Below are 21,229 nucleotides of genomic sequence, written 5' to 3' on the forward strand. Positions count from 1 at the left end.
GTAGAACAGCGCGCCTTGCGCCACCTGCCGACCCATCATGTCCATACTCCCGCCGCCTGGCAGGAGTGAATCACGCCTTCCTCGTCGTCGCAAGCACGCGTTTTTCAACAGTCTCGAGCGGTTGTGGTACCAGGAAGCCGCGCCATCGTGGGATGATCGAATGGCAGAAACTGAACCTGCGAAAATGGGACTGTCAACGTCTGCACTTGGTCGCCAGGAAAGAAGGGAAGAGCGGCAGATCCCGACCAAACCCGGTCATTCACATCAACCGACAGGAACGTCTGCTCTGGACAAAAGCGGCCAAACGGTAGTTCCGAAGCGGAATGTCAGCAAGGTGCCCTTTTATCGGACGTTCGGGGTGCTGACAGCCGATCCTGAATGCCGCCGCTTGTTTGGGTCGCGCCGGCAAGCTCGACCGCGCAAAGGCTGTAAACCACAGCCATCCCGTTGAATCTCTAGCTGCGCTTCCGATTAGTGACTAACCACCATAAATTGCCGTAAGCGCAACGGCGATTTCGGAACGATTATAGTGATTAAATCTACGTCGCCGACCGGCGGCCAAATCAATCTTTCCGGTATTTTATACCAGTTGCTGGCGAGCCTCGCCGATGGCCTCGACGCTGTTGTGACCACGCTCACCGCCGATGAGGAGGCGGCGACGATCGAGCTGCAGGTCGAGCCATTCGAGGGTGGCGACTATACGGTGCTGAAGCCGCACCGGACCGTCGTGCAGGTCAAGCGTCGCGCGGCGCACCGCCACTGGACGCTCGGCGCGATCATCGCCGACGTGCTGCCCGATCTCTTCAAGGCGGTGCGGCCGGGCACGGACGACGCCTACCAGTTCCTGACCGACAATGACGCCGGCTGCGAGGATTTCCGCCGCTTCCTGCAATGGTATCGGGCACGGGCGGCCAATGAGCTCACCAATAACGAGCCGTTTCGGCTAGGGCGGGGCGGCCGCAAGTTGAGCGGGGAGGCGGTGCTCGACTCGGTGCTCGAGGCGCTCGATATATCCGGCCCAGAAGACCCGCGGCTGGCGGCGTTGCTTTGTGCACTGACGATCGTGCGGCGTAGCGAAGGCGATCTCGACGAGGCGATTGCGCGGCCCTTGCAGATCATGGTCGAGAATGTCGAGGACGTCGCCGCCAAACGTGCGCAGCTGGTCGGCGAGCTGGTCCGGCTCGGCGGCCGCGGCGCCACGCTGCGTACGTCTGAGTTCCTGCGGGCAGCCCAGCTCGACCCCCGCCGGCTGGTCCATGCCGGGCGACTGGCGGCGAAGTTGCGCGACGAGCTCATAGGCGCGTTCCCGCGGTTCCGCTACGACCCCGCGCGTGACGTGCGCCGACCGCTTACCGCGCCGACCCGGTCGGTGACGGTACTGCGTGGCGAGTCCGGTCTGGGTAAGAGCTGGCGGCTATGCGCGACCGCGCTGCGGATGGCCGAGGCGGGCCGCCCCGTCGTGCTACTGCGCGCGACCGCCGACGTCGATCGCCTGCGGGAGGCGATCGCTTCGCTGGTGTGGAACCCGGTTTATACCGCGGCGGCGCCCTTGCGCTCGATCGCCGACCGTCTCCGGGCGGCGCTCGGCGACGAGCGCGGCGTCTGGCTCACCGTCTTCCTCGACGATCTCAACGATCCCGCGCTTGCTGGCCGGGTGATCGAGGACGGCTGGGACCGGCTCGGTATCGACCTCGTCATTTCCGCGCAGCCCGCCACCGCCGAATGGCTGCGCACATCGTTCGCCGCGCCGCACATGATCGACGTACCCGAGTTCACCACGCCTGAGCTGATTGCACATCTCGAAAAGCATCGTATTGATCATTCGCACGTCCCCGACGATGTCTTCTCGCTCCTGCACAAACCCGTACTGGCGAGCCTCTATTGCCAGCTCCCGCATGGCCTAGTGCTCAACGAGGAGACCGAATATCAACTGATGCAGAGCTTCTGGAGCCATGTCGCGAGCGAACGGCCGGCGTCCTTGGCCGAGACGTTCGACCTCGACCAGCTCCAGCTTTTGGTCGGCGACATGCTTGCCGCGCCGCCGACCTATCCCTGGCCGCCTTCGGCGTTCGTGCGCACGCTCGATTTCGACGCGGTCGAGCGGCTGGTGCTGCGCGGGCTGGTCGAACTCGACGGCGATCGCCGACTAGCGATGACCCACGACCGGCTGCTCAACTGGACGATGGCGCGCCACCTCGCCGATACCGCGCGCGACCGCGACCTCGATTCCACCCAGCTGCTCGACCTGCTGCGCCAAGTCCAAGATCTGGTGACAGTTGCCGGGGTGAAGATCGGTGCGCGGTTCGGCTATGTGCTGATGGACCTTTTGTGGCTGTTGCTCGAACCCGCGCGCTGGCCGGCGGCACGCGTCGCCGAATTGCTGCTCGGCTACATGCGTGACCCCGAATTCGAGTCGCACGACCACCGCTTCTTCTGCCGAACCCTGCCGACACTCGGCGAGCGCGCGGTGCCTTTGCTCCGCGCGCTCGCCGAAAGCGGTATGGGCGGCGATCGCGAGGCGCTTTGGCCGGCCTGGGTCGCGCTGGGCTTGCGCAAGGCGGCCGACGTCGCCTCGGACGATGTGCGCACCGCCGCCGTCGAGATGTTTCAGAACAACGATCCCGCGATTGCCGAGATCGCCTTACGGGTGCTCGGTAAGGTCGCTGCGCCCGCGTTGCTTGAACAGCTCCACGCGCTGAACGTCGCCCGTGCCGCCGCGCTCGACGAGGCGGACCCCGACATCCGGATGGATCGCATCCACGACAAGGAGCGCTCGACCGCGGCGTTCGCGCGCGCCGCGGCGGCCGATCCGGCCTGGCTCGACCGGAAGATCGCGGCGACCACCGAAAACCTCGAGGCCGAGCAATTGTTGTGGGCGCTACGCGAACTCGACCGTGCCGCGGCCTTCCCGATCTGGCGGGCGCGGCGCAGGCACCTGTTCGCCGTCATCCGCCCGACCGCGCGGGTCCTGCCGCAAGCGGTGCGGACCTTCGCCGACCCGGCCGACCTGCCGCGCCTCGTCCTGCCTGCGCCGGAGGGAGCGGACATGCTGTTCGGGGCAGCGACCTTCGATGCGATAGCTCGGCTCGATCCCGAGCGCGCGCTCGCCTTGCTTCACGCCGACCGCGGCGATGAAAGTGCGTTTGACGAGATCGGTGCGGACGGCTGGTGGGTGCCCGGGCTGCACTACCGCGCGCGCGGGCGGCTCGGCGCGGCGCTGCGCGAGCGCGCCGGCCGCGGCGACCCGGCCATGAGCATCAACGGACTGGCCTCGATCTACCAGCGCCACCCCGAGCTGATCGACGAAGAAACTGCCGACCTGTTGCTCGACGCACTCGCCGCGCGGCTCGAGGCGCCCGCAACCGACACCGACGATCCGCTGCGCGGCAGTTGGCGCCTGTTGTCGACGCTCTCGTCGCTACGCACCGCTGCGGCGCTCGATCGGATCGCCGCACGGCGCGGCACGGCCCTTGAGGCGGCTTTGGCCCAGCTCGCCGTTGGGCGGCCGCCGAACAGCTCACGGGTGGTGGACCGGGACGGGGAGATGGTCGCGCGGCTGCTGGCGGTCATGGCTGGCGAGGGGTTCGACCGGCTGACCGTCGCCCAGATCGACAGCCCGGGTAAGACGACGCGCGACTACGGGCTCGGCCACGCCTTGTGGACGACCTCGCCCGCGGTAGGCGCCGCGCTCGACCGGCTGTCAAACGCGACCGATCCCAACGACGATCGGCCCTATCATCTCATGCAGGCGCTGGCGGCGCATCGCGGCGACAGCGGCATCGCCCGCCTGATCGGGGCGAGAAGTCCGGTCTACACCCATGCTGTCGACATCCGGCAGGGCCATGCCGGGGAGGACGAAACGCTCGTGACGGCGATCCGCGCGCGGGTCGCGACCTCTGACCCGCAGGCCCATATCGAGGCCGTCGACCTCTCGCATTTCCTGCCGCCGCAGACGGCGCTCGACCTGACCGCGCCGCTGATCGCGGTGGCGGCACGAGGTGACGCGCTCGCGCGCCGGCTTATGATGCTGCATTTCCATCACGGCCATTACGAGCCGGCGTTGCGCGCCAAGCTTGCACCGCTTTCTGACGGGGAGGACGACGCCGGCGAAATCGCGGCGCTGCATCATGCGTTACATGGCGACGCGGGTGGGCGCGCGCTCGCCGTGTGCTGGCTCGAGGGTCGCGGCATGGATCGATGGCGCAGCGTGCAGGTCGCGATGACGCTGCTTGATCATGCCGACAGCCGCACCGCGGCGATCTCGTTTCTCGACCGCCATCGCGACCGGCGGTTCCATATGGGCCGGCTTGACGCCGAGGTGCTCGACGCGCTCGCCCGCCACGGCGATGCGCTCGCTTCGGAGGAGCTGGTCCAGCTTGCGTTCGGGACCGGTGCGCGCGATCTCGACGCGGTCGCTGGCGCGGTCCGGCTTGTAGCCCAACAGGGAACGCCTGGGATATTCCAAGCGGCGCGCCGGCTGTTCGCAAAATCGGGTCAGCAGGAAGCCGCCCGGCTACTGATCGAGACCAACGCGCGCGAAGGCCTTACCGAACTGGTCACCGCTTATGTCGGCGCTCCCTTGTCGCGGCGCCTCGCAATCGCCCGGACCTTGCGCTGGAACGTCTCGCGCGCACGGCTCGCCCCGGCACTCGTGGGGATGAGCCGGGCGAGCGACGAGGCGACCCGGCAGATGGCGGCTGAGATCGCGGGCTGGCTGCCGCACCGATGGCAATTGCCGTGGCTGGCGGACCTCGCTGCCGACCCGGTCCGCGAGGTCGAGGAGGCCGCGCTCGCCGCGTTCCACCGCCGCGCCGCCGGGGCAGCCGCAGTCGAGTTGATGGCCGTCATCCCGGGGCTCGCCAAGCCCGCGCAATGGGCTTGCCTCAGCGCGTTGGTCGAGCTGGTCGATCCGCATCTCCTGATTAAGACAGGCGATACCCTCGACATCCGGCCGTTGCTCGAGCGCCTGCCGCCCGAATTCGGGATCGAGGCGAAGCGCACGCTTGAACGCCGGCGTGAGGACATCGATCGCAAGGTCGCGCGCGAGGCCAAGGACTAGCCCGAGCTCAGGCCGCGCCGTCAGTCTTGGCGGCGCCCCCGGCATCGTCGTCGATCGGGCCCCGTTCGCGCCGCCCTTCGCGTTCCCAACGCCGCTTCATTTGGTGATCTCGATTTATTACCAGCCCATATTCGCGAGATTGGCGGTTCATTCGAGTTGATAAGCATGCTGGATGTTCGCTAGGCGTTCTAAACCACACTCGCCAATCATTGCAGCGCAATTTCGGGGGTTTTTGTGCCGACGATCCGACTAGAAAAGGGTCAATGGACTTTCAGTGAAACTGACCAACTTGGACCGCCAGGTGGATTTGGTGAAGTGTTTCGTGGTGAGGGCGATGGGAGACGGGTCGCGGTAAAAAGGCTCAAAATTTCAGCCGGTGCGGCTTCACACCGCGAAATGGCCATCGGGTCCGCACTAGCGGAACGGGATCATGCTCACATTGTCCCCATCTTTGATTATGGCCAGGATGCCGAGAGTGATCGCTATTATCTGGTGATGCCAGTGTGCGACCATAGCGTTCAGGACCTTTTGAACACCACCGGTCCACTTTCTTATGACGCTGCCAAGTCCGCTGCGCTCAGTGTCATTAAGGCCTTGTTGGAAGTCAAAGACATTGTTCATCGCGATCTGAAGCCGGGTAACGTTCTCTGGCACGAAGACCGATGGAAGATAGCTGATTTCGGCATCGCCAAGTTCGTAGAAGATGCCACGTCTCTTGAGAGTTTAAGGTCGTCCCTCACGCCAGCTTATGCAGCCCCCGAACAGTGGCGAGGCGAACGTCCAACAAATGCCACCGACGTTTACGCGCTTGGTTGCATGTATTACGCCATGTTGGCCGGTCAGGCTCCGTTCGTTGCTGACTTGGATACGATCCGCGAGTCACATTTGCATCAGCCAGCTCCGGCTTTATCGGGCGTTGACCCCCGCCTCGCCGGCTTGATTGCCACAATGTTGAGAAAGTCGCCGGTCGCTCGACCATCGTTGGAGCGCTGCAAGACTGTGCTTGAAACGCTTGCTGCTGGCGTGGCTTCGACCGGTCGCGCCGCGCTTGCGGCTGCGGGGAATGCCGTTTCTCAGCAGGAAGCTGCTGCCGAATCTGAACGAAAGGCGAAGGAAACAGCCGCCGCTCAGCGCCAAGAGCTAGAACGTGAAGGGCTAGCCGAGTTAGACGGCATTATAGGGCGGCTGTTCGACGTGATTGCTGCGAGTGCTGAAAACGTCCGGCGCGAACCGCGAAGCGTTCGGCTTGGGCCGGCTCACCTAACGTTGGGCGAAGGTAGCACAACAGCCTACGGCCGTACGCAGCTATATGCAGGTGGGGACAATCCCTACGATCACGGCTGGGACGTAGTGGCAAACGCCTATCTGACGTTAAAATGCGACCTCGGTGGCCCAAGTTCGTATCGGCCCAGCGACTATAGCTTCAGCACCACGCTAGCATTCGCAACCATGCCCGGCGATAGTGACTACCGCTGGCGTGAGTTGTCGTTCATGGAGGTTTTCTCCGCCAAACCGATGCACGAACAGCCGATTGCTCTGAATCCACTAAGCCAAGAATTCGCTGTTGCACTCTCGAATGTCATTGGCCGCCATCAAGTTGCGTGCGGACCTTGGACGATTGATGGTGAGGACGAAGGTCTGTTCGAAGAGCGCTGGTTGCGGCTATTTGCGAAGGCGGCGAATCGTCAGCTTCAGCCTCCCAATCAACTCCCGTTGCCTGACAGCTTCTTCGCATAGGAGTGGTCGGGCGATAGCGGCCTCGATGAACAACGATCTTTTGAGGCAGCTCCCACCGGCGGTGGGTCACCTGCCCCGTGCCGGAGGCTGATCGCGCTTTAACCGTCCATCTTGCGTTCGATCAGCTTGCGGACGCTCGTCTCGACCAACTCGGCTGAAGGCTCGTAACCCTCAAAGACCGAAAAGAGCGGGGCGACAGCGGCGCTCACATAGGGCGCCAGCGCCGCGCCGGGTGTTTCAAGTGGAACAGTGACGTAGGCTTCCGCCGATGAGCTGCGCGAGGTGCTGCCGCTTCGTCCGACTGAGCGAAAGGCGTTCACCCAGGGTCGCAATGCCCGATCCTTGAGGCCGGTCCAAGAAAAAGCAAATCCCGCTTCTTTCTGCGCCTCCCATCCCAGGCTTCGGCCGAGGATCGTGCCTACCGCCAGCACTTCCGCGACGCGATAGATCATCAAAATAACATCAAGCGCAGTACCCGGCGCGACCTTCTCGGTGAGGTCGTCCTGCATCACACGGTGCAAGTAGAAGTCACCGCGCGGGTCTAAGCGGAGAAAATCGACGTGCTCTGACCACCCACCGTCGAGATCGACGATCAGCGCTTCCCACATGCCGCTGGCCACGTACGGGCGATCCAGCTTTTCGGTGAACCCGCGGCTGTCGAGCCAAACCGGCCACCCGGAGTAGTTGGGATTGCTCGACGAAACCTTGTTCAGAAATTCCTGTGTCGGTAGGGCGTCGGGCCGTGGCGGATCGAAAGCCAGTCCGACATGCATCGTCAGCGCATTGTCGATGCGCTTGCGCTGCTCTGGTGTCGCGCGCTCAGCGATTGCTGTACCGGCAACGGCGGTACCGGACTCCAATATGGCGAACGCACGCTCGCGGAGCTTGCTCTCCTCGCTTTCTATTCTAAGCGCTGACGACAGGGTCGCGGCCGACCCGACACCCGCCAGATGGCGCCGGAAGAATCGCCCGATATCAGCCTCGCGGTTTTCGAAGCAAACATCGAGCAGGTCGGCGTAGTCGAGCGGCAGAATGCGCGCGCTGCTGGCTGTGCCGTTTGAGTTGAACGTGCGGAAATAGAGATCTCCTTCAGCGAGCAGTTTCTTGCCACCTTGGCCGATCAAATCCCGCCTCACGACCGCAGGCACCTGCACGCCTTCGGGAATGAAGATTACCGGGTAGACTTGGCCGTCGCGATCAGCAAACGCGATCTCGATCTCGAATGAGGGGTTGACGTACCGCGAGACCAGACCCTGCAAGGTATCGATATGGAACAGCGTCTCGACGGGCTGATCGAAGGCGTAGGGATCGGGCGCCCTCGTCGCATTGTCGAATCCAATCAGCAGGAAGCCGCCATTGCGATTTCGAATTGCGAACATCGCCTTCACCAGTTTCGCAATTCCGTCCTCGGTACGCGGATCGAGCCACGTCTTTAGTTCGACCTGCAGGGCCTCGACAGGTTGCTCGACAAGAGCTCTTATCTGATCAGGATCGACAGCCATGGCGCAAATTTAACGCGCCTTGGCCGTCAACGCGAGCATGGGAAACATCGACGTGCTCGGCACCGTTGGCAGGGTGACCGGAGTCCGCTCAAGCCCTAACTTGTAGGGCGAAGTGTCCGCGAGGCCGAGCGGCGATATGAAGCGGCGCAGGGCGGCTTCAGCCGGCACTGGCGTAGTACGAGTTGCGGCCAGTAGTTATCAGACGTATCCGCGCTGGCGCGCCAATCGCCGACCCAGTCGGCGACAGCAAATGGCGGGCCCTACCAGCCAACGCTAAATGTCGGTTCCCCCGTTCGCGTCGCGGAAAGCTGCCAGCGGCTAACGGCCCATCTACGGTCGCACATCGATGGCCGGTCCGGGAATCACCGGACGTCGGCTATTAGCGAGACCTGCCGTTCGACACTGTCCTTTTGGACGGCGGCAAGGTCCCACGACCCGACATTCGCTGGCGGCGGCCGTCGACCAGTTCAAGACGTTCAGCATCGTGCATGTAAGCGTCATCTTTTTGCCGGAACCCGCCGTTTAGATCGCGCAAACCCGATGGGCAGTTGACCCCTAATGCGTTTGCCTTTGTATTGGCGGGATGACGATGACCTTTAAGCGCAACGGGCGAACGGTTACGTCGCGGCAGTTCTTTGACGGGCTGAAGGATGACGCAGTCGAGGTGGCGATGTCCGCAATTGCCGATGACATGCGCGGCAAGGCGGCCGCGATCGTCGACCCGGCGACCGGCAAGCACGCCGCGGTCATGGTGCGACGGATAGGGACCGATCGCCTTTCGATCCATGCGGACGCGTCCCCGGCGTTCGCCCGAATACTGGAGGGCCGCTTGGGATTAAGAAACGGAGAAGTGAGGAGGATCACCGAGCCTGCGGCGGGGACACGCCTGGTCTACCTCGCTCACGCGACCGACGATAAGACGATCGCCAAGCCCATCGCGGAGGGTCTGCGCGCCCGCGGCATCGAGGTTTGGTTCGACGATTGGGAGATCGGGATAGGCGACAGCCTACGACAACGCATGGAAGAGGGGTTGGGCGACTGCACGCACTTCCTCGTCCTGCTGACGCCCACGTCGATTACAAGGCCTTGGGTCGCGGAGGAGATCGACGCGGGTCTGATGCGCGCTGTCGAAGGATCCGCCCGTTTCCTGGGCGTCCGCCACGAGCTCGAGTTGGACGCCCTTTCACCTTTTATGCGGACTAGGAAGACACCATCGCTCGGCGAGGGGGAGGCAGGCATCGGCGAACTGGCCGACGACATCCTCGGCGTCCGGTCCAAGCCACCCCTCGGGGATGAACCGAAGCACGTCCAGAGCTTCGACACCACAAACGGATGGTCCGTCCCCGCGCAAGCCGTAGCCAAGTGGTTCGTTGATAACAGCCAGCACGGGGGGCTATTCGATCCCCAGACGACGCTCGCAGACTTAGTCACGAACACGGGCATGCCGCTTAATTCGGTGAGGGTGGGGGTGCTCGACCTCGCCGGGTCCGGACTGCTAGCACGTCAGGACTATTACGGCGGCCAAGTGGACCTTCATCCGAAGCCCGATCTCTTCGTGACGTTCGATGCTCAATTCAAGGAATGGGACCCGAGCAAGGACGCCCAGAACCTAGCGGTCGCGCTGCTGAACCTTGAGGCCGACCAGGCGGACGCGACTGAGGTGGCAACCGCGCTCGGGTGGCCGCCTCGCCGGTTCAATCCGGCCGCAGCATACCTCGTCTCTGCCAACATCATCAGGGCAATGGAGTATAGCGCGGAGGACGACTATTGGCCGCCAGCGTTCATCCTCGGGGACGAGCTCCTGCGCTTCGTCAGCGACCTTTGACGTCGTCGCCACTCGCCACGAGCTATGCTGCCTTGTGGCCGTTCCGCCTCGATCGAGAAGCGGCCGCCCATGCAGGATGGGCGCGTCGATGCTGACCGTAGATCAGGTGCGCGCGGCGGCCGGTGCGGAAAGGATCCGCACCTCCAAGTCGGACAAAGAAATCCTGGAGGCGGCGGCCAGAAAAATTGCCGATCGCTACGACATCTTCCTTTCTCACTCCTTCCGCGACCGCGACCTGATCGTTGGCACCCGAAAGCTCATCATGCGGATGAAGCTGTCAGTCTACGTCGACTGGATCGACGACGGCGACCTCGACCGTAAAGCGGTGGACGGCAAAACCGCAGCGCGCCTGCGGGACCAAATGCACAGATGCGACACGCTCTTCTACGCCCACTCGCCATCCGCGACACTCTCGCGCTGGTGCCCATGGGAGCTCGGCTACTTCGACGCCTTGCAGCACCCCGACGAACAGGTCTTTGTTTTACCGATCGTGGACGGCGACGAGGGCTACTCGGGACAGGAATACCTTTCGCTGTACCCTGTCGTCGACCTCGCGACCTACAAGCACGAGCCGCGCAGAGTACGCGAGGAGCGCGAGTTTGAGTTGAGGATGCTCCGATCGGCAATTGGCGTCCGTAAGTAGCAGCGAACCCGTCTGCCCCGCACCCATGTCGCTGCGTCAGCCGCAAACCGGCGACCTCTTATTGTTCGGGTCAAAGCCCAACCGGTTGAGGAACGGCGCTGGACTGCGCCACTTGGAAGGGATGGTCGACTAGTTCGTCAAGCTCTCCGCATCCGCGAGAAGCGTGCCTCTCGTCGCGCGACAACGCGCCGTTACAAGCCTCCAGCGGCTGTTTGCCGTCCATATATGACAACTTTAATGGCCTCTGAGCCATTTGCTCAATTCGGTGGCGGTGTTCGTCTTCTCGTCGAGCACCATCCAGACATTTCCCTGATGTCCCGCCAGTTCGCCATACGCGATCCGGTCGTAGAGGCCGAGATATTCCCAGGATGCCCAGGACTGATCGTAGTTCGAGTCCGAAGCGGGAAAGAGCGCGATGCTGGTCCGAGGTTTCATGCCATCCGCGATGCCGAGCTCCCAGGGGACCCACTTGCTCTCCTTGCTGTTCTTGCTCGCGAGAAGGACGAAGCGGCTCGTGTCACGGATGCGCGTCTTCAGTAGGGCGGCCGTATTCGCATTCGTGTAGGGCGGCATCTCCGGGTCGATCTCGTCGACGTACACCTTGGTCCCATGATTTTCGAGGATGAGGATCGCTCCGGCCACCAGATCGTCGTCCTTGCTCGAGTGCGAGAGGAAGGTGGAGCCGGATGGCGACCGGGATCCCGCCGTGCGTCGAAGGTTGGCGGCCCGCTCCGCACCGACCTCCCGCGCGAAGCGCCGCAGATCGTCCCGCGAGGCATATAGCGCCATGCTGGATCAGATCCGCTTGTCGATGCGGGTCAGGATGGCGGCCACTAGCTTGACGACCTCCTCTACCGTTATGTCGGCCCGTGCGAGCTCCCCGAGCTCATCGTCCGTCGGGCGCATCGCGTCCCGGCCGGAAGTCTCCACTGCGGACCCGGTGAGGAGTTCGGAGATCCGGGCGGCCGCGCCACCTGTGGAAGCGATGGGGATCATGAAGCAGTCGGCGGCTTTGGCGGCTTCGAACTCATCGAGCACGCCACCCGCGACCGTGGGGGAGCCGGTGGCCGGATCGATCTTCACGCCTCCGACGAACACGACGATGCCGGCAATCCTGGCAAGTTCGGCCCGCAGGGCTACCCACTGGTCTTTGTCGGGCATACCTCCGGCGATCGGCTGGGGAAATGGGCGGGCGATCAGGCGCCGCTCGAGGTCCCAACCGCCGCCGGATCGGAGCACGTCGAGGAACCCCGCGACGGAAGCCGACCCGACGACGAGCCCCGCTCCGCTGACCAGGTCGCGGTCGCGATCACCCACCAGCCGGCCGATGGCATGGGCGATGCCATAGGCCTTCGCCATCCCGTCCCCGACCTCGGGCGGCCAGCTGCCGCTCACCCAAACCCGCCGCGCGGCCACCCGCCGTTCGACCTGCCGCAGGAGTTCGGGCACCTCGGAATAGTTGTCGATCTCGACCACTAGCAGTCCGTAGCGCTTCAGGTCGCGGCTCCAGTGCTTGTGCTGGGTGCTCCGCGCCTCGAATTCGGCGTCCGTGTCGTAGTCGTCGCGCTGCGGCGGGCGTACGATGGCGAAGTGCTCGGGCGGCGCCGACGTGAAGCTCTCCCGGATCAGCGACAGGACGTGGCGGATGTTCGGATCGGTGAAGCTGATGCCAAGGAAGAGCATCGACATGCTGGAGAGGTGCGCTTGCAGCAAGGGCAGGAAGGCGCCGCGCTTGGATCGATAGAGTTCGTAGTCGTCGGTCGAAATGACGACGTCGTCCAGTCGCTCGACCGAGCCATGCATCTTGAAGAGGCGGGTCGCCCCCGGCTTCGCGCGGAGGGCGAGATCGGCGGCGCCGGACACGGTGTCCAGCGGCCGGTTGACGCCGCCGAACGCGCGTTCGACCAGCGTGTCGTAGTTCGTGGTCCAGATGAATTTGGCCGGCAGTCGGGCGATGACCTCGAGGGTCGCCGGCACGGGGCGCTCCACCCCGATCTGCTCCTTGATGACGTTCCTGACGCGGGTCGCGGATCCGTTCTCCTGGATGCTCCACTGTGCAAGCGCGGCCAGGTCGTGGAGCTCGCCGGACTTCACGCCCAGTTCCTCGCCGACCTCCGTAAGGAGCGAGGCCCACGAGGGATACCCGGCGCCCATGGACACGCCGGCGCCGACGAACACGGCGCCACCTCCTGAGATGAGGGCTTCAGTATAGTCCTTCAGGAATCGCTCAGTTGTCGCTGCACCGGCCATCTCGTTGCCTCTCTCAAACGTTCAGTTGCGACCCCGGATGGCAATCGCGTTCTCGATCCACTGCTCTATCCCGTTCGAGATCGAGGCGTAGACTGCCCTGCTGTCGCTGCCGCTTGGGGTGATCAGCGGCGCGACGGACGACAGCTTGCGGTTGGTGCCGCCGATGGTGATCGCGTCGAAGGGGTTGGCGCCGGCTACCGACGTCTGACTGTGCCGATCGAGCAGCCTGTCGATCCGAATCCCCAGAACTCCCCTCCTGTCGTCCCAGGCCTTGATGATCTCGTGTATCACCCAGGGGCGGCTTGCGGTCTGCGCCCCAACAAGGACGACCACACAGCTCTTCCCGTACATGTTGTCGGCGATCCATTTCTCGATGGATGCCTTGCCCTTGCGCTTGACCTCCTCCCAGGCGTTCGGCGTACACAGGGGTTGCCCCTCGAGCGCGCCGATGTTCCTGACCTGCTGCGTTCGCCAGTAATCCTGGTCGAAGTGGAAACTGAAGAAGACCCGACGTGCCACGCTATTCCCCTAATGATCGATCATAGATTGATGTGTTCGAAGGCGAGATTTTGCCACGGCGTCTGACGGAGCGATCATGATCGCAAGGTTGGTCTAGTGTCCGTTCAGGCCCGAGGTCTCGCCGGCGCTACCAAGTCGTATAGCCGAGTGAGCGCAGCGGGACCGGTAATGCCCTTCGTTTGATCCTCCCAATTTTTGTAGACCTGTCCATTTATTTGGCTCAGGTGATCGAGGTCGACGTCGTAGCGCACCTTGAGCTCCGCATCGTAGCTCTCGGTGACGGCGGTTGTCTTGGTGCGTCTATGCGCTTCGGGCGAACGCTTCTCGATCAGGCGGGTCATCGCGATCTCGGAATAGATCCACGGAGAGTCCGTCGTGTCGCCCTGAATGTAGTCGCGCGAGGATATCGAATGCGGGGTGTTAACGAATATGATGCATTCGCAACGGTCGATCATCCGGGACAGGGCGACCGAGAGCATCATGTGGACATGAGAGGTCGAACGGTTCCGCTTCTGGTAGTTGTAGGATCGCGCCTCGTCGTTGTAGCAAAACTCATCGTCCAGTATCCTTAGCAGATCGTTCGCATAGCCCCAGACGGCGGAATCCACGAACGACTTGAGACCGAAACGCTTGTGAAGATGTCCGGAGAGACCCAGCGCGAGTTCGCTGTCCTTGTGGGCATGCGAAATGAACACCTGAGCGTCGATCTCGGGAAACCAAGCGGCCGTCATCTCTTTCGAGAGCAAGTCGCCCGATTGATCGCGGAAATGGCTTAGTCGGCCGTCAACCTGCCGCTTGATCTCGTGGTGCTGCGATAGGCCCGCATCCTTGAAATCCTTGAAGAAGCTGTCGCTCACGGAAAGTTCAAAACCACGGAACATGCGAGATCCTCGGAAGATGGCGGCGTAAGGTTGGTGATCGCCGATCCGCTTCTAGCCCGTCAGCCTGCGCCATCGCGACCGGCGGGTCTAGCCGCCGGGCCCGATTTTAGTTCCATTTCGGTAGCGGCGATCGGGACACGTTCCCCCGTGATGCAGGTGAGTGGCCACCTCGACACGATTGTAAACAGAACCGGCAATTTAAACAGAAAGCGTTACCGTTTCCGTTGTCCTGCGACATCGGTCGAGTGCACGGTGAACGTCGGCCTCTGGCAAAAGCTGCCGCTTGAGATGTACGATGCGAACGTCGGGAATGTCCCATTTTTCGCCGCTCCGCGCTCTCGATACGTCACTTACGGGGAGCGGACCAGTCTACATGAATGAATGACCGAAGCTGGGAAGTCGACATCGGTGATGCGGCCATCCTTCTCAACTACGAGCATCAACCCGCTGACACACCCTACCGGTCGCGGCATGCCATCTTCGTGCGCGAGGGAGCGCAGCAGGCCCTTGATGTGGTCGATGAGGTTCCGGAGGTGATCCGCATACGTCCCATCTCGCTGCGGGCCTTCGATGCAGCCGGCCACATGCTGCACGCCGAACTGGAGGATGGCAGCAAGCTCGAGCCGCTGATCGTGCGCTTCCTTGCCGACCCCGAGGTCGCGTACCTCCATGCGCATTATGCCAAGCGAGGCTGCTATGCGGCTCGTATCGTCCGAGCCTGAACGAGCGTCTGCTTCTGGAAAGCCACCAAGGGCACCGGAATGAACGGAACTGGGTCTATTCTGTATAGTTGAGCCCAAGCTGCCGTTTGATGCCGTTCAACGCCGCGGTGCAACCCTGCGCACGGCCGATGTCGTGGTCGGTGCCGGCCGAGTTCCAGAACATGTCGAGCGGCCACCGCTCCGGGCAGTGGGCGATCAGGCAGCGCAGGGCGAGGCGGACCTCGATCGTGTCGACCTTGCCCCGTCCTGAGCGGGCGGCGGCGGCGCGCAGGATGTGGAGGGACAGGGCGATGATGATCCGCTGGTGGCGCGACATGCGCGATCAATGGAAGTCGCGGGATTTGATACGCACGGCCGCCTCCGGATCCACGCCGTTGGCGTGCGGCGGCCAGTAGCTGTCGCGGGGGCCCGGCCGCCAGCCGGCATCGCCGCGATCGGGGCTGCCGGCGTGGCGCGCGCCGTCGCCGCGGCCGGTGGCATGCGGAAAGTCCATCTGGCCGACCTGCGCGAGCAGCGGGCCATGGTCGATGATCCGGTCGCAGATGACGTGGATCACCTGCCCCTCCTTCTGCACCCGGCCCTTCATCCCGATCATTGCCGCCGACATGACGGTGCGGCGCTGCGCCTCGAACCGGTCGGGCCAGAGGATGCCGTTCGCGATGCCGGTCTCGTCCTCGATCGTGATGAATAGCACGCCCTTGGCGCTGCCGGGCTTCTGGCGGACGAGGATGATCCCGGCGACCTCGACATGGCGGCCGTCCTTGATGTGGGCGAGGTCGGCGCAGCGGACGATGCCGCGTCGGGTGAGATCCTGCCGCAGGAAGGCGAGGGGGTGCGCGCGCAGCGACAATTGTAGCGCGCGGTAATCCTCCACCACCTCGCGGCCCTCGGTCAGCGGGCGCAAGAATACGTCCGGCTCCAGTCCCTCCGGGCTGAACGAGGCTTCGCGGGCATCGGCGGCGGCGAACAGGGGTAGCGGTGCCTCGCCCAGCCCCTTCACCTTCCACAGGCCCTGCCGGCGGTCCTCGCCGAGCGTGTGAAAGACATCCGCCTCGGCAAGCCGTTCGATCGCCGCGCGCGGCACGCCCGCACGCCGCCAGACCTCTTCGACCGACTGGAAGGGCGCGCTCCCCCGCGCCGCGACGATCGCCGCGCCATGCGCATTGGCGAGGCCGCGCACCTGCCGCAGGCCCAGCCGCACCGCGAGATAACGGCCGCGGGTCGGTTCCAGCGTACAGTCCCAGCGGCTGGCGTTGATGCAGGCCGGCCGGACCTCGACGCCGTGCTCGCGCGCATCGCGCACGACCTGTGCGGGCGCGTAGAAGCCCATCGGCTGCGCGTTGAGCAGCGCGGCGCAGAAGACATCGGGATGATGATGCTTCATCCAGCAGCTGGCGTAGGCGATCTTGGCGAAGGAGGCGGCGTGGCTCTCGGGAAAGCCGTAGGAGCCGAAGCCCTCGATCTGCTTGAAGGTCCGTTCGGCGAAGTCGCGGGGGTAGCCCCGGCTGACCATGCCCTCGACCAGTTTGTCGTAGAAGTGGCTGACCCCGCCGGTGAACTTGAAGGTCGCCATGGCGCGGCGCAGCTGGTCGGCCTCGACCGCGGTGAAGCCGGCGCCGACGATCGCGACCTTCATCGCCTGTTCCTGGAACAGCGGCACGCCCAGCGTCTTCTCGAGCACCGCGCGTAGCTCGGGACGCGGATAGTCGGGCTTCTCGCGCCCCTCGCGGCGGCGCAGGTACGGGTGGACCATGTCGCCCTGGATCGGCCCGGGGCGGACGATCGCGACCTCGATGACGAGGTCGTAGAAGCGCGCGGGCTTCATGCGCGGCAGCATCGACATCTGCGCTCTGGACTCAATCTGGAAGGTGCCGAGCGTGTCGGCCTTCTGGATCATCGCATAGACGTCCGGGTCGTCGTCCTGCAGATCGGCCATGCCGACCGCCACGCCCTTGGCCTCCTCGAGCAGGTTGAAGGCGCGGTTCATGCAGCCAAGCATGCCGAGGCCGAGCACGTCGACCTTCATGAACTTCAAGGCATCGATATCGTCCTTGTCCCATTCGATCACCTGCCGGTCGACCATCGCGGCGGGCTCGATGGGGACGAGATCGTCGAGCCGATCGTGGGTCAGCACGAAGCCGCCGGGATGCTGCGATAGATGGCGCGGCACGCCGATCAGCTGGCGGGAGAGGTCGAGCGCGAGGCGCAGCCGCCGGTCGTTCATGTTGAGGCCCAGCTGCGCGACCTGCTTCTCGCCGACGCCCTCCTGGCTCCAGCCCCAGACGAGGCCGGCGAGCGCCTTGGTCAGATCCTCGGGCAGGCCCAAAGCCTTGCCGACCTCGCGCACTGCGCCGCGCGCGCGATAGCGGGTGACGACAGCCGTCAGCGCGGCGTGGTTGCGGCCATAGGTATCATAGATCCACTGGATGATCTCCTCGCGTCGCTCATGCTCGAAGTCGACGTCGATATCGGGCGGTTCGCGGCGTTCGCCGGAGACGAATCGCTCGAAGAGCAGCTCGTGCTTGATCGGATCGATGCTGGTGATGCCGAGCACGAAGCAGACGCAGCTGTTGGCGGCCGATCCGCGCCCCTGGCAGAGGATGCCCCGCCTGCGGCTCTCGGCGACGATGCTGTTGACGGTCAGAAAATAGGGGGCGTAGCCGAGTTCGCCGATCAGCCGCAGCTCGTGCGCGATCTGGTCGCGATAGGCTTGTGGCAGGCCGTCGGGGAACATCCGCGCCGCGGCGGTCTCGGTCAGCTGTTCTAGCGCGCCCTGCGCGGTCAGCCCCTCGACCACCCGCTCGTGCGGATATTGGTAGCTGAGTTCGCCGAGGTCGAAGGTGCAGGCGCGCGCGATCGCGGCGGTGGCGGCGATCGCATCGGGGAAGGCGGCGAAGCGCCTCTCCATCTCGGCCGGGGATTTGAGGTGCCGGTCGGCATGCCGCTCGCGCCGGTAGCCGAGCGTGTCGACCGTGCATTTCTCGCGGATCGCGGTGACGACGTCCTGCAACAGCCGCGCCGCGGGAGCATGGTAGAGGATGTCGCCGAGCGCCACCGCGCGGATACCCGCCGCCCCGGCGAGCGCGGCGAGATCGTGGAGCCGCAGCGCATCGTCGGGCCGGCGGCGGAAGGCGAGGCCGCAATAGCCACGCGCGCCGAAGGTCGAGCGCAGTTCGGCGAGATGCGCTGCGGTCACCGCGTCGGCCTCGCCCGGCAGCAGGATCGCAATCAGCCCCTCGCGCCACGCGACGACGTCGCTCCAGCCGAGCGTGCAGCCGCCCTTGCCGGCGCGCGCCTTGCCCAGTGTCAGCAGCCGGGTCAGCCGCGACCAGGCGGGCTTGTCAGTCGGGTAGAGCAGCAGCGCGCGGCCGTCGTCGAGGTCGACCCGTGCGCCGGCGATCATCCGCAGGCCCGTCGCCTTCTGCGCCTCCCAGGCGCGCACCAGACCGGCGACGCTGCCGCGATCGACGATGCCGAGCGCGGTGTGGCCTTGCAGCGCGGCGGCGGCAAAGAGTTCGTCGGGGCTGGAGGCGCCGCGCAGGAACGAGAAATGGCTCGTCACCTGAAGCTCGACATACGTCGTCATCAGCCGAACAGCCCGTGGAGATACCAGCTGAGGTCGCCGGTGGCGGCGTCCACTCCGTCACCGCGGCGGAATAGCCAGAAGCGCGCACCGCTCTCGTCCTCCACGCGGAAATAGTCGCGCACCGCCCAGACCTCGCCGTCGCGCCGCCACCATTCGCCATGGATGCGCTCCGGCCCATCGCCCGCGACCACGGCATGGACTTGGCCCCGCCAGGTGAAGCGGCGCGGCGGCGCGTCGGGGAGGAGCGCGAGCACGCCGGTCAGCGGCTCGGGCCGGCTGAGCCGCCGCACCGGCCGCCGCCAGACCGGCCAGCCGGTCGGCGCAGCGAGCGGGTGCGCGCGGCGCACCGCGCGTTCGGGCACGTCGCTCTCGACCGGCGCGGCGGTGAATAGCGCCGCCTCGCCGACCCGGCCGGCGATCTGGTCGACGAGCGTCGCGACATCCGGCACCGCCGCCTCACCGGTCAGGTCGCCCACGACCGCGGTCGCACCGAGCGGATCGGTGCGGGTCGCGGCGAGGCGCATCGTCTCGATCCCGTCGCCCGGATCGATCCGCTCGATGCGCAGGTGGAAGAGGCGGGCGAGATGCACGGCATCGCGGGTCGCCCGCGCGGTGCCGATCGCGAGCCGCTGCTCGCTGCCGTCGATCCGCTCGAGCAGCAGCACCAAGGTGCGCGCGCCGCGCCCGCGTTCCTGCAATAGCAGCATCATGTCGGCGAGAAGGTCGGCGATCACCTGTTCGATCGCCTCGGCGGTGCCGATCGGTTCGAGTAGGCGGCGCTTCGCGACCGGCGTTTCCTCGGGCACGACCGGTACGATCGGCTCCGCCACCCTGCCGAGCGCCGCATCGAGCCGGGTGACGCTGGCAAGCCCTAGCCGCCGCGCGAGCGGCCCGCGTGGCAGCGGCAACAGGTCGGCGATCCGGTCGAAGCCGAACCGCTGCGCCGCGGCGATCGCATCGGGGGTCAGGCGCAGCGCCGCGGGCGGCAGCCCGCTGATCGCCTGTGCCTCACCGCCTGCCGGGACCAGCGTCACCGCCTCGTGCCCGTAGCGCGCCAGCGCATGCGCCGCGCCCGGAGTCCCCGCCACCGCGACCCTTGCGGTATAGCCGAACTGCCGGCAGAAGCGGACCAGCCGCGCACAGAAGCGCGCCTCGCCGCCATGAAGATGCGCAGCGCCCGTCAGGTCGAGCCACAGCCCGTCCGCCCCGCTCGGCGCGGCGGTCGGGGTCCAGTGGCGCACCGCGTGGAGTGTCAGCCCGTCGAGCACCGCCCCGTCCGCCGCCGGATCGGCGGGGCGGATGTCGAGATCGGGCACCAGCGCGCGCGCCTGGGTGATCGCCATGCCGGGCACGAGGCCGAGCGCCAGCGCCGCGGGGCAGGCGGCGGCGATCACCTGCCGCTGGCCGATCGCCTCGGCGAGGATCAGCGGCACCGCATGGGTCATCGCCGCCGCCGCCACCGGCCGGGGAGCCGCAGCGGTCGCCGCTGCCCGCTTGAACGGATGCTCCGCCGCCTCCGACCGGCGGCCGAGTTCGCGCATCGTCGGCTGCTGGTGGAGCGGCAGCGCCGCGGCTTCCTCGGCGATCGCGGCGCGCGCGCTCTCCGCCTGCGCCCAGCGCGCGCCCGGCCGCCAGCCGCCGCCCCGCGGCACCGAACAGGCGCCGGGGTCGTCGTCGACCGGCAGCAGCGGCAGCGCGGGCGCGTCAGGCAGCGCGCGCGGCCGCTCCCGCCGCCGCAACCGCTCGATCGCGAGGTGCGGCAGGTAGAGCGAGGCGACCCGTGGCATCGCAAGCCTCCAGTTCGAGGGTGAAGCCCGGTCCGCCGCGCTGGCGGGCGAGCTCGACGGTCCAGCGCGGCCGGCCGACGCCCGGCGCGGGGAGGGGGGCGGACGGCGCACAGGCGATCCGCCAGCGCGTCATGGCGGCGGAAAGTTCAGTCAGCGGATCGATGGCTTGGCGACGCCAGCGCCGCGACAACAGGGCAGGGGTGTCACCCGTCATGGCGGCGAGCTGGAGCCGGCGACTGGCGACCATGTCGGCCCGCTTCACCTCACCGACGACGGCGGCGAGTCCGCCGTGGCGCAGGGCGTCCTCCATGACGGCGAGCACATCCTTGTCCTCGCGTGTCTCGACAAACAGCAGTGTCGCCGGGTCGAGCCCCGCCTGTTCGAGGCCGGGCGCATAGAGATCGAAGCGGGTCACCGCCCACAGCACGCGTCGACTTCGATCGGCTGCGGCGCGCGCCGCGATGCCCACCGCAAACAGCGTGGCCGCAGCATCGTCGCTCAGCGTCGACGTTGCAGGCGATACCTCGTGCAGCCCGTTCAAGGCGAGGCCTCCTGCCGCCAGTCGTCCGTCCATCGCCTCGATCCCGAAGGGCAGGATGGTCGTGTCGTCGACGCGCGCAGCGTCGCTGCACTCTCGCAGGAGCGCCTCGGCTTCTTGGCGGCGAAGGGCAGCGGACATCATTGCAGCGACTCATGTGTTCGCTTTATGTTCCGTATT

The 21,229-nt window shown here is 65.6% G+C and carries 14 protein-coding genes; 5 read left to right on the top strand and 9 right to left on the bottom strand.

The genetic code is table 11. The annotated features are described in order from the left end of the window. Window positions 1–529 precede the first annotated feature (529 nt). Window positions 530–5,059 carry a hypothetical protein gene (locus tag ACP7A3_RS18570; RefSeq protein WP_426256912.1) on the top strand — a complete coding sequence of 1,510 codons (4,530 nt, stop codon included), beginning with the start codon at window positions 530–532 and terminating at the stop codon, window positions 5,057–5,059. Window positions 5,060–5,293: 234 nt separating this feature from the next. Beyond that, on the top strand, window positions 5,294–6,796 hold the full coding sequence (locus ACP7A3_RS18575; RefSeq protein WP_426256911.1) for a serine/threonine-protein kinase: 1,503 nt from the start codon (window positions 5,294–5,296) through the stop codon (window positions 6,794–6,796). A gap of 98 nt (window positions 6,797–6,894) precedes the next feature. Here the strand turns inward: ACP7A3_RS18575 and ACP7A3_RS18580 are convergent, their stop codons facing one another. Beyond that, window positions 6,895–8,298 carry a helix-turn-helix domain-containing protein gene (locus ACP7A3_RS18580; protein WP_426256910.1) on the bottom strand — a complete coding sequence of 468 codons (1,404 nt, stop codon included), beginning with the start codon at window positions 8,296–8,298 and terminating at the stop codon, window positions 6,895–6,897. Window positions 8,299–8,887: 589 nt separating this feature from the next. On the opposite strand from ACP7A3_RS18580, the gene ACP7A3_RS18585 reads away from it, so the two are divergent. Next, window positions 8,888–10,123 (top strand): toll/interleukin-1 receptor domain-containing protein, encoded by a 1,236-nt coding sequence (locus tag ACP7A3_RS18585; RefSeq protein WP_426256909.1) that lies wholly within the window; start codon window positions 8,888–8,890, stop codon window positions 10,121–10,123. Window positions 10,124–10,211: 88 nt separating this feature from the next. Then, window positions 10,212–10,766 carry a hypothetical protein gene (locus tag ACP7A3_RS18590; protein ID WP_426256908.1) on the top strand — a complete coding sequence of 185 codons (555 nt, stop codon included), beginning with the start codon at window positions 10,212–10,214 and terminating at the stop codon, window positions 10,764–10,766. A 234-nt stretch (window positions 10,767–11,000) separates the two neighbouring features. On the opposite strand, the gene ACP7A3_RS18595 is transcribed toward ACP7A3_RS18590, so the two are convergent. The 4 genes from ACP7A3_RS18595 to ACP7A3_RS18610 all read right to left on the bottom strand — a co-directional run bounded on the left by ACP7A3_RS18595 (window position 11,001) and on the right by ACP7A3_RS18610 (window position 14,416). Continuing rightward, the gene (locus ACP7A3_RS18595) at window positions 11,001–11,555 is read right to left on the bottom strand and encodes a toll/interleukin-1 receptor domain-containing protein (RefSeq protein WP_426256907.1); all 555 of its coding nucleotides are present in this window, start codon (window positions 11,553–11,555) and stop codon (window positions 11,001–11,003) included. A gap of 6 nt (window positions 11,556–11,561) precedes the next feature. Further along, window positions 11,562–12,944 (bottom strand): SIR2 family protein, encoded by a 1,383-nt coding sequence (locus tag ACP7A3_RS18600; protein WP_426256906.1) that lies wholly within the window; start codon window positions 12,942–12,944, stop codon window positions 11,562–11,564. A gap of 93 nt (window positions 12,945–13,037) precedes the next feature. Beyond that, window positions 13,038–13,535 carry a TIR domain-containing protein gene (locus tag ACP7A3_RS18605; RefSeq protein ID WP_426256905.1) on the bottom strand — a complete coding sequence of 166 codons (498 nt, stop codon included), beginning with the start codon at window positions 13,533–13,535 and terminating at the stop codon, window positions 13,038–13,040. A gap of 104 nt (window positions 13,536–13,639) precedes the next feature. Beyond that, a complete protein-coding gene (locus ACP7A3_RS18610) occupies window positions 13,640–14,416 on the bottom strand; it encodes a hypothetical protein (RefSeq protein ID WP_426256904.1) in 777 nt (258 codons plus the stop codon). A 377-nt stretch (window positions 14,417–14,793) separates the two neighbouring features. Between ACP7A3_RS18610 and ACP7A3_RS18615 the strand changes: the two genes are divergently transcribed. Continuing rightward, window positions 14,794–15,138: a DUF1203 domain-containing protein gene (locus ACP7A3_RS18615; RefSeq protein ID WP_426256903.1), complete on the top strand. Its 345-nt coding sequence runs from the start codon at window positions 14,794–14,796 to the stop codon at window positions 15,136–15,138. A gap of 55 nt (window positions 15,139–15,193) precedes the next feature. Here the strand turns inward: ACP7A3_RS18615 and ACP7A3_RS18620 are convergent, their stop codons facing one another. The 4 genes from ACP7A3_RS18620 to ACP7A3_RS18635 are packed head-to-tail and all read right to left on the bottom strand — an operon-like array spanning window position 15,194 to window position 21,193. Further along, window positions 15,194–15,454: a hypothetical protein gene (locus tag ACP7A3_RS18620; RefSeq protein WP_426256902.1), complete on the bottom strand. Its 261-nt coding sequence runs from the start codon at window positions 15,452–15,454 to the stop codon at window positions 15,194–15,196. Window positions 15,455–15,460: 6 nt separating this feature from the next. Continuing rightward, window positions 15,461–18,724, bottom strand: a complete 3,264-nt coding sequence (locus ACP7A3_RS18625) for an error-prone DNA polymerase (RefSeq protein ID WP_426256901.1) — start codon at window positions 18,722–18,724, stop codon at window positions 15,461–15,463. Further along, on the bottom strand, window positions 18,724–20,511 hold the full coding sequence (locus ACP7A3_RS18630) for a DNA polymerase Y family protein (RefSeq protein ID WP_426256900.1): 1,788 nt from the start codon (window positions 20,509–20,511) through the stop codon (window positions 18,724–18,726). Before ACP7A3_RS18630 ends, ACP7A3_RS18625 begins: the two co-directional genes overlap by 1 nt. Then, window positions 20,429–21,193: an ImuA family protein gene (locus tag ACP7A3_RS18635; protein WP_426256899.1), complete on the bottom strand. Its 765-nt coding sequence runs from the start codon at window positions 21,191–21,193 to the stop codon at window positions 20,429–20,431. The genes ACP7A3_RS18630 and ACP7A3_RS18635 overlap by 83 nt, the downstream gene beginning before the upstream one ends. Window positions 21,194–21,229: the final 36 nt, after the last annotated feature.

Source organism: Sphingomonas sp. DC5200-1 (genome assembly GCF_049897245.1).
Lineage (GTDB): Bacteria > Pseudomonadota > Alphaproteobacteria > Sphingomonadales > Sphingomonadaceae > Sphingomonas > Sphingomonas aquatilis.